Genomic DNA, 14,617 nt, shown 5'->3' with positions numbered 1-14,617 from the left:
ATCAGAAAATCCAAACCATCGACCTCAACCTCGTCGAGAGATAGCATGGAGCACTGTTCGCGATGTCCTCGCACACCTGTTCGCGATGTCTCCGGTCCAAACACCCCCTTGAGGGGGAGATGTCCGGCAGGACAGAGGGGGGTGCTGGCCCGCCGACCTGGATAGGCATGGCACCTGTATCACCGCCTTACCCGCGATTTCAGCCAGCGGTCGAAGGCCACGGCGAGGATGAGGATCAGGCCGATGACGATGCTTTGCGTGTAGGACGAGACGTTGTTGAACTGCAGCCCGTTCTGCAAGACGCCGATCAGTCCTGCACCGACCACCGTGCCGCCGACGCTGCCGATGCCGCCGAACAACGAGGTGCCGCCGATGACGACAGCCGAGATCACCGTCAGCTCGTAGCCGATGCCGGCGACGGCTTCGGAGGAGTTGAGCCGCGCCGACAAAACGAAGGCGGCAAGGCCGGCGAAGAAGCCGACGATGATGTAGACCGAGATCAGGATGCGGTCGACACGCAGGCCGGAGAGTCGTGCCGCCTCGGCATTGCCGCCGACGGCATAGACCGCGCGGCCGTAACGTGTGTAGCGCAGCACGATATGGCAAAGGATCGCGGCAATCGCGAAGATGATCGCCGGCACCGGAACCGGGCCGATCAGGCCGGTACCGAACCAGCGCATCGAGGCGTCGAAGCCGGAGATCGGGCCGCCATTGGAAATCGTCAAGGTCAGGCCGCGAAACACGGTGAGGCCGCCAAGCGTGACGACGAAGGGCGGCACTTTCAGCCTGGTGATGGCAAAGCCCTGGACGCCGCCGGCTACGGCGCCGACGACGACGGCGGCGAGAAGGGCGGCGAACCAGCCATAGCCCTGCGTGCCCGACGTCGACAGCGACAGCGTGTTGGCGGTGCCGCCCTTGGCCACCACCGCCGCGACCATGCCGCAGAAGGCGAGCAGCGAGCCGACCGACAGGTCGATGCCGGCGGTGAGGATGACGAAGGTCATGCCGAGCGCGATCAAGCCGGTGATCGAGATCTGGCGCATGATGTTGAACAGGTTGATCGGGTCGATGAAGCTCGGCTTCAGCACGGTGAAGACGACGATCAGCAACCCCAGGAACATCAGCGGGCCGAAGCTCATCAGCAGGCGCGCAATATTGACGCCGCCGCGCTGGCTCCGTTCGGTCGTGCTGGTCATTGCGTTGCTTCCTGCTTCTGGTCGAGCGCCATCAGTTCCATCAGTTTCTCCTCGGTCGCCTCGACGCCGGGCATCTCGCCGGTAATGCGCCCGCGCCGCATGGTGACGATCCTGTCCGACACCGCAAGCACTTCGGGCAGCTCGGACGAGATCATCATGATGGCGATGCCGCGCGCGGCGAGCTCCACCAGGATCTGGTGCACTTCCGCCTTGGCGCCGACATCGACGCCGCGCGTCGGTTCATCGACGATCAGCACCTTGGGATCGCGCGCCAGCCAGCGGGCGAGGATCACCTTCTGCTGGTTGCCGCCGGACAGGCCCTCGATCGCCTGCTCGGGCGAAGCCATGCGGATCGACAGCATCTTCCTGTAGTTCGCCAGCGCCTCGCGTTCGCGCCGCTCGGCCATGAAGCCGACACTGGAGTAGCGGTCGAGCGCGGCGATCGAGAAATTGGTGAGGATGGCGAGTGCTGCGAAGATTGCCTGGTGCTTGCGGTCTTCCGGAACCAGCCCGATGCCGAGTTCGATGGCGTCGGCGGGTGAGGCGGGCGCGATCGGCTTGCCGTCGAGCCTGATGGTGCCGGCTGCAATGCGGTCGGCGCCGAAGATGGCGCGGGCGAGCTCGGTGCGGCCGGAGCCGACGAGCCCGGCGACGCCGAGGATTTCGCCCGCCTTGAGGTCGAGATCGACGCCTTCGAGCACGATGGCGTGCGGCGCCTGCGGATCGCGCACCGTGCGCAGGCCGCGCACCGAGAGCCGGACGTCGCCGGCGACGTCGCGCTGCGTCGGCCTGGCATAGAGCTCGGAAGCGGCGCGGCCGACCATCTTCTCGATGATCTTCGGCAGTTTGATCGGCCCGCCTTCGCGGTCGAGATGGCCGGCCAGCCTGCCGTCGCGCAGCACCGTCATGCGATCGCAGATCGCCGAGGCCTCCTCCAGCCGGTGGGTGACGAACATGATGGCGACGCCATCCTTGCGCAGCCGGTCCATGATCGACATCAGCCTGTGCACTTCGGTTTCGGTCAGCGCCGAGGTCGGCTCGTCCATGATAATCAAGCGGCTCTTCAGCGACAGCGCGCGGGCGATCTCGACCAGCTGCTGCTCGGCCACCGACAGCGCCGACACCGGCGTCGCCGGGTCGAGGTCGAGGCCGACGCGAGCGATGATCGCGCGTGAGTCTTCCACCATCTTTCGCCAGCTGACCAGCCCGAACCGGCCGAGCGGCGCGCGACCGATGAAGATGTTCTCCGCTACCGTCAGCGTCGGGATCAGGCTCAGTTCCTGGTAGATTGTTACGATGCCGTGGCGCTTGGCATCCTGCGGATTGTGCGGGCTGAATTCGACGCCGTCGAAGACGATGCGGCCGCTGGACGGCGGCATCACGCCGGAGAGTATCTTGAGCAGTGTCGACTTGCCGGCGCCGTTCTCGCCGAGCAGGCCGAGGATCTCGCCGGGGCGGACTTCAAGCGATACGTCGTTCAGCGCGGTGACGCCGGCAAAGCGCTTGGTCACGCCCTCGACGGTGAGCAGGGCGGGAGAGGGTGAAGGCGCTGCGGCTTCGGCTGCGGGCAAAGGTTGCTCCCAATTTGCGATTGATGGCGGGACAGCGCCCCCTCTGTCCTACCGGACATCTCCCCACGAGGGGGAGATTGGATGTCTTTCGCCAATCTTCCTGCGTTGCAGAAAAGGTGCCATCGGCGAAGCTCCCGATTTCCCCCCAAGTGGGGGGAGATGCCCGGCAGGGCAGAGGGGGGGCGCGACAGAATGCTACTTTTGCCGCTGCGCGCCCTTTGTGCAACCTTACTTCGTCTCGCCCAGCCTCTCCGCCTTGTCGAGATTGTCCTTGCCGATGACGATCGGCGTCAAAAGCACCAGCTTTTCCTTCGGCTCGGTCTTGTCCCTGGCGTAAGCGACCGCGATCTGCACCGCAGTGCGCGATTGTTCGCCGGGGAATTGCTCGACCGTTCCGGCCAGCTTGCCGTCGCGCACGGCGACCAGCGCTTCGGGAAGCGCGTCGAAGCCGTAGATCTTGACGTCGGTGAAGTTGCGCGCCGCGCAGGCTTCAACCGCGCCAAGCGCCATGTCGTCATTGGCGCAGATGATCGCGTCGGGCTTGCCGTTGGCGGCAAGGCCGGCCTCGGTGACGGACAGCGCCTCGGCGCGGGCGAAGTTGGCGGTCTGCTCGAAGATGATCTGGTACTTGTCCTTCATCGGATCGAGGACGTTGTGCACACCCTTGTTGCGGTCGATCGCCGGGCCGGCACCGGGCTGGCCCTGCAGATGGAAGATCTTGGCGCCGTTCGGGAATGCCGCCACCATGGCCTTCGCTTCGGCCTCGCCGCCCTTGACGTTGTCGGCGCCGACATGGGCAAGGATGCCCTCGACGCCTTCGACACGGCGGTCGATGGTGACGACGGGAACGCCGGCCTTGACCGCTTCCTCGATGGCTGGGGCCAGCGCATTGACGTCGAGCGGCGAGATGACGATGGCGTTGACCTTCTGCACGAGCGCCGCTTCGATATCGGCGGTCTGCTTGGGCGCCGAATTCTGGCCGTCGCTTTCGACCAGGTTGACGCCCTGCGCCTGGGCTTCCGCCTTGATCTGGTTCAGCATGTGCACGAAGAACGGAAAGCCGAGGCTCGGCACCGAACCCAGGATGGTCAGCTTGTCCTGGGCAAAAGCCAGTTGCGGAGCGGCCAGCGCCAAAGCGCCCATCGCCGCGGTCGACAGCAGGAATTCACGTCTGTTGATCAATTTAGTCTCCTCCCAGATGAGCGCACGACCCCGAAACCGGAATGGGTTTTCCGGAAGGTTCCTTGCGTCGATTCAAAAATGGAGTGTCCTTCGAGCGCCCAACTCGTGTTTGAAGGGACGCAACGGCGCTCCAGCCGGTCCACCGCGACGTTCTCCTCCGCTCGGTGCCTGCCGGCGGATGCTAGCCAAGGCCGGAGCTTTGCGCAAGAACGCGCTACCGCGCGCGGCTCGCAGCGACCGCCAAATTGACAGCCGACACGCTCTCGGCCATCCTTAAGGCACGCCGCCTTGCGGCTTGTGCGTGAGTAACCAGCATGGCCAGTTCCGTCGCCAGTCAGAAATCCAAGCGCGCCGCGGTGCGGAACGCGCTCGACCGCCACAAGGTGTACATCACCGCGCAGCGTTTTTCGGCCGGCAGCTACAGCGCGCGGGTGCTGGTCAACGGCGAGGCCTATTGGGTCGACGAATTCCGGCTCAGCCAGCTGCAGCAGGGCCTGTCGCCGGCCGAGCTCGAATTGACGCCGGCCACCGACGATTGAGCGGCATGACGCCGACCTGCCGCATGCTGACAAAATGATTCAAGACATGCGCATCAAGCCGTTGTTTTTGCGCAAGAGCATGTGGCCGTGACCGCCCCGCCAAAGCTCAAGGCCTATCGCGCCAAGCGCGAGTTCACGAGGACGCCGGAACCCGCCGGCGGGCTGGTTGCCGGGGAAGGTAACCGCTTCGTCGTTCACAAGCACCACGCCACCGCCGACCACTACGACCTTCGCCTGCAGGTCGGCGACGTGCTGAAGAGCTGGGCGGTGCCGCGCGGCCCGTCGCTCAACCCCGCCGACAAACGGCTGGCGGTCGAGACCGAGGACCATCCGCTCGAGTATATCGACTTCGAAGGTGTCATTCCCGAAGGCGAATATGGCGGCGGGCCGATGATCGTCTGGGACACCGGCGTCTGGGCGCCGATGGACGATGTCGAGAAGAGCCTGCGCACCGGTTCCTTCAAGTTCCGCCTCGCCGGCGAAAAGCTGAATGGCGGCTGGATGCTGACGCGGCTGAAACCGAAGCCCGGCGAGGATGCGGGCAAGAAGAACTGGCTGCTGTTCAAGGAGCGCGATCTCGCCGCCGACGCCAAGCTCGACATACTGGAAGCCCGGCCGGAAAGCGTCAAATCCGGACGCCGCATCGAGGAACTGGCGGCAACGCCGAAGCCGGCCGCCAAGCCTGCCAGGCCGGTGGTGCTGAAGCCAGGTGCTTTGCCGGGCGCCGTCAAGGCGCCGCTGCCCACCCGCATCGAGCCGCAACTGGCGACGCAGGTTTCGAAACCGCCGGGCGGCGATGACCCAGCGGCCCGAACGGGCGAAGTCTGGCTGCACGAGATCAAATTCGATGGCTACCGCACCATGGCGCATCTCGCTAACGGCGCAGTCAGGCTGATCACCCGCGCCGGCCTCGACTGGACGAAGCGCTATGGCGACCTGCCCCTTGCCTTCGCCAGGCTGCCGTGCCGCGAGGCGATCATCGACGGCGAGGTCGTCGCGCTCGACGCCAAGGGCATCAGCCGCTTTGCCCTTTTGCAGAATGCGCTGGCCGAAGGCGCCGGCAACAAGCTCCACTTCTACGCCTTCGATCTTCTGTATCTCGACGGCTGGGACCTGAGACAAGCGCCGCTCCGCCGGCGCAAGGCGCTGCTTTCGCAATTGCTGTCCGGTCTCGGCGCCAATTCGGCCATCCAGCTCAGCGATCATGTCGAAGGAGACGGCCAGGCACTTTATGACCAGGCGTCCGAGATGGGGCTCGAGGGTGTCGTCTCCAAGCGCGCCACGGCAATCTACCAGAGCGGCCGTACCAAGACCTGGACCAAGACCAAGGCGCTTCAGACCGGCGACTTCGTCATCGCCGGCTACACAGTTTCCGACGCGGCCGAGGGGCTGGCTGCACTTGGCCTCGGCGAATTCGAGGACGGCGAGCTGCACTATCGCGGCAAGGTCGGCACCGGCTTCGATGCGGGAACCGCCGGCGAATTGCTGGCCAGGCTGGAGCCGCTAAGGGCGGGTGCATCCGCGCCAGAAGGCGTTCCGCGCGAAATCATGCGCGAGATGAAATGGGTGCGGCCGCTGCTTTCGGCGCATATCCACTACGCCAACCGGACCACCGACAATGCGCTGCGCCATGCGGTGTTCCGCGGCCTGCGCGACGTCGGCCTGTCGACGCCGGTTTCGGCCAAGCGCAAGCGGCTGATCGCCGAGGCCGACCTCGCCACCATCTGGGTGACCAACCCGACGCGGCGGCTGTTCGGCAAGACCGGCCCGACCAAGCTCGACATTGCCGTCTATTATGCGCTGGTCGGCGATTTCATGCTGCCGCACATTCTCGGCCGGCCGGTGTCGCTGGTGCGCTGCCCGACCGGCAGGCCGCAGGACTGTTTCTTCCAGCGCCACGCCTTCACCGGCATGCCGTCATCCGTGGCGACTTTCGAAGCGACCAATTCGGAGGGCGAGACCAAATCCTATCTCTCGGTGGAAGACGCCAAGGGCTATCTGGCGCTGGCGCAGTTCGGTGTCGTCGAGTTCCACACCTGGGGCACCCATCGCACGCGGCTCGACAAGCCGGACCTGGTCGTTTTCGACCTCGACCCGGGCGAGGGGATCGCCTGGCGCGAGGTGGTTGAGGCGGCGGTGCACATTAAGGGCGAGCTGGAAGCGCTAGGGCTGGTGCCGTTCGCCAAGACGTCCGGCGGCCACGGCATCCACATATCAGTGCCGGTGACGCAAAAGCAGAACTGGAAGAAATTGCACCAGGCGACCAGCGCCATCTCGACGCATCTTGCCGCCACCGCGCCCGACACTTTCACCACCACCATGGGCAAGGATAACCGCAAGCGGCGCATCTTCATCGATTATCACCGCAATGCGCGCGGCCACACCTCGGCGGCTCCCTATTCGCTGCGCGCCCGCACCAATTTGCCGGCCTCGACACCGGTGAGCTGGAGCGACCTGGCGACCATCGATGCCCCGCAGGATCTGAATTATTCGTCACTGCCGGGCCTGCTGGCGACGTCAGGCGACCCTTGGGCCGACATGGAAGATTTCGCCCGGGATTTGCCGGTGATGGGCACTGCGAGATAGTCCCGCGGGCGCGGCCCCAGACTCCATCGACGCTCCGGAAAATTTGAATTATTCTTCGCCACGGACCTCTTACCTGCAGGGGCTCCGGCGGAGGAAGATTTCGCTAGGGATTTGCCGGTATTGTAAGGGCAATGTAGGATTTCGGCAGCCGCATTCGTCCTCCGGACGAATGAACGCTGCGAACAGTTCGACAGCACAAGGCCGCGTAGGAGTATTTCATGGCGCCCAGGGCAAGTTGGAAAGGTTACCTCAAGCTCAGTCTGGTCAGCTGTCCGGTCCGGCTCTATCCGGCGACGAGCGCCAGCGAGCGCATCAGCTTCAACCAGCTGCACAAGAAGACGCACAACCGCATCAACATGAAGCCGGTCGACCCCGAGCTCGGGCTGGTCGAGCGTTCGGACCTGGTCAAGGGCTACGAATACGAGGACAAGCAGTACATCATCATCGAGGACTCCGATCTCGATGCGGTGCGCATCGAATCCAACCATACGATGAACATCGAGGCTTTTGTCGACGAGCATTCGGTCGACGTCATCTATCAGGACGCGCCCTATTACCTGGCGCCGGACGGCGCAATGGCCGAGGAGACCTTTGCCGTGTTGCGCGAAGCGATGCGCAAATCCGGCAAGCTGGCGATCGCCCGCCTGGTGCTGTCCAGCCGCGAGCGCGTGGTGACGATCGGCGCGCGCGAGAACGGCATGTTCGTCTGCACCTTGAGGAATCCGAACGAAGTGCGTGGCACGGCTGAGTATTTCGGCAATATCCCGGCCGGAAACCCCGATCCCGAAATGCTGCAATTGGCCGAGGCGCTGATCAAGCAAAAGGAAACCACCTTCGATCCGAAGAATTACGAGGACCGCTACGAGATCGCGCTGATGGCGATGATCCGCGAGAAGCTGAAGGGCCATAAGCCGATCATCGCGGCGGCCCCCGAGCGCGGCAATGTCATCAATCTCATGGATGCGCTGAAGGCGAGCCTGTCGCAATCGGCCAAGCCGCCGGCCAAGTCGAAGAGCAAGGCCGATGAAACGGCCAAGCCCGCGGCGAAATCCGCCAAGGCCAGCGCCGCCGCGGTCAAGGAAAACCCGCTCAAGGCGAACCTTCTCAAAGCCGTCGGCAAGAGCAAGGCGTGACGGCTCTCGCCGGCACGGTCTTCGGCATCGTCGGCGCGCTGGCGGCCTTTCCGCTCAGGCTGGCGGCGCGCGAGGTCGAGCGCCAGTACGGCCAGTTGCGGCGCGGCGTCACTCGGCGCACCACACATGTCGTGTTGGGCCGCAAGTTGCTCGCCAAAGCCGGCGATGGCGAGATCGAGCGTCGCGCTGCTGCGGAGCGCGCGGCCGGGCGCAAGCTGGTCAGCGAGAACGGCTTCCTGCGCCTGCTCGGCCTGATGAAAGCGCCGGAGGCTTCGGCGCTGTCGCGGCAGTCGCTGATCGACCAGTCGCGGCTGACCGGCGAGGATCTCGACCTTTTGTCGCTGTTCGATGCCTTCGAGCATGATTGCGAACCGTATTCCTTTCGCGACCTGATCCTCGCCCGCAAATATGCCGGGCTGGTTGCCGGCGGCGCCTCGTGGGGGGCGATTGCGCGCTCGGTGCACCGCTCGGGCCCGGTCGCCTCGCTCACCGCCAAGTCGCTCGCCGTCGGCTCGCAGCACGGGCGGGCCGACGCGATCTATCTCGAGGGAGGCCAGAGCGAACTCGACGGCCAGCTGCTGTTCGATCTGGGAACGCAGGATGACGACACGCTGGAAGAGCTGTTCGCCGATGCCGAGGCGGCGGAAGGGGCTGAAGACCACGAGCAGGCGGCGGCGCTCTACCAGCGCTGCCTGGCCATCGACCCAAGCGATGCCATCGCCGCCTTCAACCGCGCCAACTGCCTGCGCGCCGCCGGCCACGCGGCCGAGGCGGCGCACGACTATGCCCGCGCCATAAAGCTCGATCCCGGCTTCGTCGAGGCCTGGTTCAATCTCGCCGGGCTGATGAGCGAAGAGGGGCGGGTAGCCTCGGCGCGCCGCCATTTGCTGAAGGCGATCGCACTCGATCCCAATTATGCCGACGCGGTGTTCAACCTTGCCAGGCTGGAGTTCGACGCCGGCAATCTCGCCGAGGCGCGGCGTCGCTGGGTGCGCTACCTCGAGCTCGACGCCAATTCCGAATGGGCGCGCACGGCGGGCAAGGGGATACAGTTCGTGGATTTGCAGCTGGCGCGGATGTCGGCGGGATAGGTGGTAGCGCCTCCTTCTCCCCTTGTGGGAGAAGGTGGATCGGCGCGCAGCGCCGAGACGGTTGAGGGGTGTTGGAAGAAATGAGGCGTCGGCGTTCCCTGGAACACCCCTCATCCGACCGAGCTTCGCTCGGTCACCTTCTCCCACAAGGGGAGAAGGGGTCACCAGCGTTGGAGTCCCCATGACAACCTTCCTCTTCGACGGCCCCGACACCGCCGCCATCATCATCCTGCTCGCCCATGGCGCAGGCGCTCCTATGGACTCGCCCTCGATGACCGCCACCGCCAAGGCGCTGGCCGCAGCCGGCTTCCGCGTCGCGCGCTTCGAATTCCACTACATGGCGGCTCGCCGCTACGGCCACCGCAAGCCGCCGCCGCGCGCCGAGACGGTTAACCCGGAATACGTCAAGGCGATCGCCGACCTCCGGGCGAAGGGCGTGAAGGGTCCGCTGATCATCGGCGGCAAGTCGATGGGCGGACGCGTCGCTTCGATGATCGCCGACGAGATGTTTTCGAAGGGCGAGATTTCAGGGCTGCTTTGTCTCGGCTATCCCTTCCATCCGCCTGACAAACCGACGCAGCTTCGGACAAAACACCTCGCCGATCTCAAGACGCCGACATTGATCTTCCAGGGCACGCGCGACGAGTTCGGGACCAAAGACGAGGTCGCGACCTATGCTCTGTCCGACGCAATCGAGATCTTCTGGCTGGAAGACGGCGACCATGATCTGAAGCCGCGCAAAAACATCTCCGGCTTCTCCACCGCCGATCATCTGAAGACGCTCGCTGATGCGGTGAAGGCGTGGACCGAACGCATCGTGCGCTGAAGCAGGCCGATGAAGATCGCCACCTTCAACGTCAACAACATCAACAGCCGGCTGCCGAACCTGCTCGCATGGCTGGCTGCCGCCAAACCCGACATCGCCTGCCTGCAGGAGCTCAAGGCGAGACAGACGCAGTTTCCGCGCACTGCGCTGGCGGCGGCCGGCTACGGCGCGGTTTGGGTCGGGCAGCCGACCTGGAACGGCGTCGCCATCCTTTCGCGTGGCGCAGAACCCGTTCTGACCCGCGAGGCGCTGCCCGGCGACGATAGCGACCAGCAGGCGCGCTACATCGAAGCGGCGGTCAACGGCATCGTCGTCGCCTGCCTCTACGCGCCGAACGGCAATCCGCAGCCCGGCCCGAAATTCCAGTACAAGCTCAACTGGCACGAAAGGCTGGAGGCGCATGCGGCGCAGTTGCTCGACACCGGACTGCCGGTGGTGCTGGCCGGCGACTACAACATCGTGCCCGAGCCGCGCGACATCTACCCGACCCGCTCCTATGACGACAACGCGCTGGTCCAGCCGGAAAGCCGCGCATCGTTCCAGCGGCTGCTCGACCAGGGCTGGCTTGACGCGCTGCGCAAGAAGCACCCGAACGAGACGCTCTACACATTCTGGGACTATCGCCGCAACCGCTGGCCGCGCGATGCCGGCCTGCGCCTCGACCATATCTTGCTCAGCAAGAAGCTGTCGCGCCGGCTGGTAGCGGCGGGCATCGACCGCGACGTGCGCGGCGAGACCGGCGCCAGCGATCATGCGCCGGTCTGGGTGGAGTTGAAGTGAGGCACGGAGGCTGGCGCCGCCTTTCCGGGCGGCAACCAGTCAAGTTGGCCGCGCCGCTTCGCGGGCGAACGCCTCGATCAGAGGTGCGTACCCTCAAGGTCGGGCTGCGTTGCGAAACTGTGGCTAGCGGCGGTCGAAGCCCAGGGCAGCTTTTCCGACGTGAAGACTTCGACGAAAGGCACATACCAATGATGTTCGTCCAGCATGGTCGCACGAACGTTGACGAAAAAGTCCAGTCCATGCGGACGCGTGAACATCCAGTTCTTGCAGTGCGGGCAATAGAGCTGCCGGTGCGGGCCGTGCAGGCCGCCGACCACCGGCTCGCCTTGCGTTATGGCGAAACCGTCGCTGGGCACGGCGATGGTCAGGGAATACGCGCTGGCGCTCAGCTTCTGGCAGCCGGTGCAGTGACACGCCATCGTCAGCAAGGGCGGGGCGCTGATGCGAAAGCGTATTCCGGTGCACAGGCAACCGCCGTCCCAAGGTAGCTTCCAATCGTCCATTGCTGGCCTCGAGCGAGATCCTCGGCGAGCGATCTAGCGCACGACTGGCCTCCGGCAACGCCGCGATGCCTGCGGCAGCTGCCTACGGGCTGGGGTAGACTTCGAGCCATCACCGACAAGCCAGGCGCCGAGCGCCATCATTGCAGAGCGGACAGATGAACAGGTTTGCTGACAGGCTGCTTGCAGCCCTCATGATCGTAATCGGCACGGCTTGCTTCATCGAGGCATATCTGGCGCTGGGCGAGGCGTGCTCGCGAGGTGCCGGACGGCCTCAGTTTCACCGCCGGCAGACCGGCAACCAGCTCGCCATGTTCGACAGCCAGTCCGGCCCGATCTATGCGGTTGCCTTTGCCGCGGGCGGCACGGTGCCGACCGGCGGCTACGACCGCAGCATCAGGGACTGGCCGGCTGGCGGCGCGATAGGATGGTGCTTTTCGCCGGCGCGCCGGATTGATTGCGGGATATCCAATTTCGTCGCCGGGGCTTGGACACCCCCACTGTTGCGCTGGGCAATCGCATTTGGATTCTTGCGAAGATGGACCCCCACCCTAACCCTCCCCACAAGGGGGAGGGAATGCTGCCGCGCGCCCTTACTTCCCCTTTGGCGCCGAAAGGCAGGCAATTTGCCGAGGTCAGCGCCAACGGAAGTCTCCCTCCCCCTTGTGGGGAGGGGTTAGGGGTGGGGGTCCATCGTAGAGCGAAAGCCTCGGCTTTCCACCTGCGATAGCCCTGCCCCACGAGGGGGAGATCAGCAGCTCCAGCGTCGGCTTCGGCGCGTATACTTGACCCGCCTACCACCAACGCTATGTTCGCGGCCATGTCAGAGACCAGCCCCGCGGCCACCGTGCCGCTCATCGTGATTGACCTTCAGACCGGCATGTTCGACGGTGTTGCCGAACCGCCGATCCATGATGCCGACGGCATCGTTGCCCGCACCCGCGCGCTGATCGAATGGGCACGGCGCAGCGGGCGCAAAGTCGCCTTCATCAGGCATGACGGGCCGCAGGGCGATCCTCTGGCGCCGGGTGAGCCGGGCTGGCCGGTGTGGCCGGCGCTCGGCCAGGCCGCGGACGAGCCGACCTTCGCCAAGTGTGTCGGCGATGCGTTCAGCAATGCCGCCCTTGCAGAATGGGTGGCCGGCCAGGGCGCCGGCGAGGTCGTTCTGATCGGCGCGCAGACCGATTTCTGCGTGGCGGCCACGGTGAAGGGCGCCTTTGCAGCGGGCCTGGGCGTCACCGTGGTTTCCGACGCCCACAGCACGCTCGACGCGGCCAGCGAGACCGCCGCGGAGATCATCGCCCGGCACAATGCGGCATTTGCCGCCGCCGGGGTCAAGCTGGCGACGACAAAAGCCCTGACCGATAGCTGATCCGCCGGCTCATCCCTACGCCGTCAAAGCCTGATCCAGCCGGGAAGCGACTGGCGGGTTCAGACAATTTGGCGCGGGGCGCCTCACTACTGCGGGCTTCCGCCGGCGCGGTCTATCGCGTATTGGCGCAGGAACTCTCCTTTGGCCTTCCCCGGAAAACCATGATTCGTCTCGAAAGCATCAGCAAGCAGAATGGCAGGCAGATCGTCTTCATCGAAGCCTCCGCCGCGTTGCAGAAGGGCGAGAAGGTCGGGCTGGTCGGGCCTAACGGCGCCGGCAAGACGACGCTGTTTCGCATGATCAACGGCGAGGAGCAGCCCGACGAAGGCCAGGTCTCGGTCGATCGCGGCGTCACCATCGGCTATTTCAGCCAGGATGTCGGCGACATGGAAGGCCGCAGTGCGGTGGCCGAAGTGATGGACGGCGCCGGACCGGTCAGCGAAGTGGCGGCCGAGATGCGCGAGCTCGAGCACGCCATGGGCGACCCTGACCAGGCCGACCAGATGGACGAGATCATCGCCCGCTACGGCGAGGCGCAGCACCGCTTCGAGGAGCTCGACGGCTACGCGCTGGATGGCCGGGCGCGCGAGGTGCTGGACGGCCTCGGCTTCAGCCAGGAGATGATGGACGGCGACGTCGGCAAGCTGTCCGGCGGCTGGAAAATGCGCGTGGCACTGGCCAGGATCCTTTTGATGCGGCCCGACGCCATGCTGCTCGACGAGCCGAGCAATCATCTCGACCTGGAAAGCCTGATCTGGCTGGAGCAGTTCCTGAAGAACTATGACGGCGCGCTGCTGATGACCTCGCACGACCGCGAGTTCATGAACCGCATCGTCAACAAGGTGGTCGAGATCGACGGCGGTTCGCTGACCGCTTACTCCGGCAACTACGAATTCTACCAGCAGCAGCGGGCGATTGCCGACAGGCAGCAGCAGGCGCAGTTCGAGCGCCAGCAGGCGATGCTGGCCAAGGAGACCGCCTTCATCGAGCGCTTCAAGGCGCGTGCCTCGCATGCCGCCCAGGTACAGAGCCGGGTGAAGAAGCTGGACAAGATCGACCGGGTCGAGCCGCCCAAGCGCCGCCAGAAGGTATCGTTCGACTTCCAGCCGGCGCCGCGCTGCGGCGAGGACGTGGTGACGCTGAAGAACGTGCACAAGGGCTATGGCAGCCGCTCGATCTACGAGGGATTGGATTTTCAGGTGCGCCGCCGCGAGCGCTGGTGCATCATGGGCGTCAACGGCGCCGGCAAGTCGACGCTGCTGAAGCTGGTCGCTGGCGCTTCCGAGCCGGACAATGGCACGGTGGCGCGCGGGCCCAGCGTCAAGATGGGCTATTTCGCCCAGCACGCCATGGAAGTGCTGGAGGGCGAGCGCACCGTGTTCCAGACGCTGGAAGATGCGTTTCCGCAGGCCGGCCAAGCACCGCTCAGGGCGCTGGCCGGCTGCTTCGGCTTTTCCGGCGACGAGATCGAGAAGAAATGCCGCGTGCTGTCGGGCGGCGAGAAGGCGCGGCTGGTGATGGCGCTGATGTTGTTCGATCCGCCCAATTTGCTGGTGCTGGACGAGCCGACCAACCACCTCGACATCGCCACCAAGGAGATGCTGATCACGGCACTGTCGCAGTACGAGGGAACCATGCTGTTCGTCTCGCACGACCGCCATTTCCTGGCGGCGCTGTCGAACCGGGTGCTGGAACTGACGCCCGAGGGCATCCACACCTATGGCGGCGGCTATACCGAATATGTCGAGCGCACCGGGCAGGAGGCGCCGGGGTTGCGGAGCTGAGGCCGGCTCTGCCGCGCACGGTCACGTAGACGCTCGATTCCGGGGGCCAAGCACGAG

12 protein-coding genes are annotated in these 14,617 nt (G+C 65.2%); 8 read left to right on the top strand and 4 right to left on the bottom strand.

What is annotated here, in order from left to right; translation table 11 throughout:
- Positions 1–179: 179 nt before the first annotated feature.
- The 3 genes from NKI08_RS25670 to NKI08_RS25660 form a co-directional block, all read right to left on the bottom strand.
- Positions 180–1,196, bottom strand: a complete 1,017-nt coding sequence (locus tag NKI08_RS25670; protein ID WP_352685164.1) for an ABC transporter permease — start codon at positions 1,194–1,196, stop codon at positions 180–182.
- A complete protein-coding gene (locus tag NKI08_RS25665) occupies positions 1,193–2,767 on the bottom strand; it encodes a sugar ABC transporter ATP-binding protein (protein WP_352541163.1) in 1,575 nt (524 codons plus the stop codon). The genes NKI08_RS25670 and NKI08_RS25665 overlap by 4 nt, the downstream gene beginning before the upstream one ends.
- Before the next feature lie 228 nt (positions 2,768–2,995).
- Entirely contained in the window at positions 2,996–3,946 is a 951-nt protein-coding gene (locus NKI08_RS25660; protein WP_352472200.1) for a substrate-binding domain-containing protein, read from the bottom strand.
- Between the two features lie 317 nt (positions 3,947–4,263).
- Here NKI08_RS25660 and NKI08_RS25655 point away from each other — a divergent pair, with 317 nt between their 5' ends.
- From NKI08_RS25655 to NKI08_RS25630, 6 genes are all read left to right on the top strand, one after another.
- Complete coding sequence (locus NKI08_RS25655) at positions 4,264–4,488, top strand: hypothetical protein (RefSeq protein ID WP_352472112.1); 225 nt, start codon at positions 4,264–4,266, stop codon at positions 4,486–4,488.
- 87 nt (positions 4,489–4,575) lie between these two features.
- Positions 4,576–7,074 (top strand): DNA ligase D, encoded by a 2,499-nt coding sequence (gene ligD, locus NKI08_RS25650; RefSeq protein WP_352501210.1) that lies wholly within the window; start codon positions 4,576–4,578, stop codon positions 7,072–7,074.
- A 218-nt stretch (positions 7,075–7,292) separates the two neighbouring features.
- Positions 7,293–8,207, top strand: a complete 915-nt coding sequence (ku, locus tag NKI08_RS25645; RefSeq protein ID WP_352773121.1) for a non-homologous end joining protein Ku — start codon at positions 7,293–7,295, stop codon at positions 8,205–8,207.
- On the top strand, positions 8,204–9,298 hold the full coding sequence (locus NKI08_RS25640) for a tetratricopeptide repeat protein (RefSeq protein WP_352773118.1): 1,095 nt from the start codon (positions 8,204–8,206) through the stop codon (positions 9,296–9,298). Before ku ends, NKI08_RS25640 begins: the two co-directional genes overlap by 4 nt.
- 181 nt (positions 9,299–9,479) lie before the next feature.
- A complete protein-coding gene (locus NKI08_RS25635; protein WP_352541160.1) occupies positions 9,480–10,124 on the top strand; it encodes an alpha/beta hydrolase family protein in 645 nt (214 codons plus the stop codon).
- Positions 10,125–10,133: 9 nt separating this feature from the next.
- Entirely contained in the window at positions 10,134–10,904 is a 771-nt protein-coding gene (locus NKI08_RS25630) for an exodeoxyribonuclease III (RefSeq protein WP_352472106.1), read from the top strand.
- A 77-nt stretch (positions 10,905–10,981) separates the two neighbouring features.
- On the opposite strand, the gene NKI08_RS25625 is transcribed toward NKI08_RS25630, so the two are convergent.
- Positions 10,982–11,407, bottom strand: a complete 426-nt coding sequence (locus tag NKI08_RS25625) for a GFA family protein (protein WP_352773114.1) — start codon at positions 11,405–11,407, stop codon at positions 10,982–10,984.
- 817 nt (positions 11,408–12,224) lie between these two features.
- On the opposite strand from NKI08_RS25625, the gene NKI08_RS25620 reads away from it, so the two are divergent.
- Together NKI08_RS25620 and NKI08_RS25615 are read left to right on the top strand one after the other, a co-directional pair.
- Complete coding sequence (locus NKI08_RS25620; RefSeq protein WP_352773111.1) at positions 12,225–12,776, top strand: isochorismatase family protein; 552 nt, start codon at positions 12,225–12,227, stop codon at positions 12,774–12,776.
- A gap of 161 nt (positions 12,777–12,937) precedes the next feature.
- Complete coding sequence (locus tag NKI08_RS25615; RefSeq protein WP_352773108.1) at positions 12,938–14,560, top strand: ABC-F family ATP-binding cassette domain-containing protein; 1,623 nt, start codon at positions 12,938–12,940, stop codon at positions 14,558–14,560.
- The last annotated feature ends 57 nt before the right edge of the window (positions 14,561–14,617 follow it).

This window comes from Mesorhizobium sp. M0768 (genome assembly GCF_040320195.1).
In the GTDB taxonomy this organism is placed as follows: domain Bacteria; phylum Pseudomonadota; class Alphaproteobacteria; order Rhizobiales; family Rhizobiaceae; genus Mesorhizobium.
This window is presented reverse-complemented; position numbering and strand designations above follow the sequence as displayed.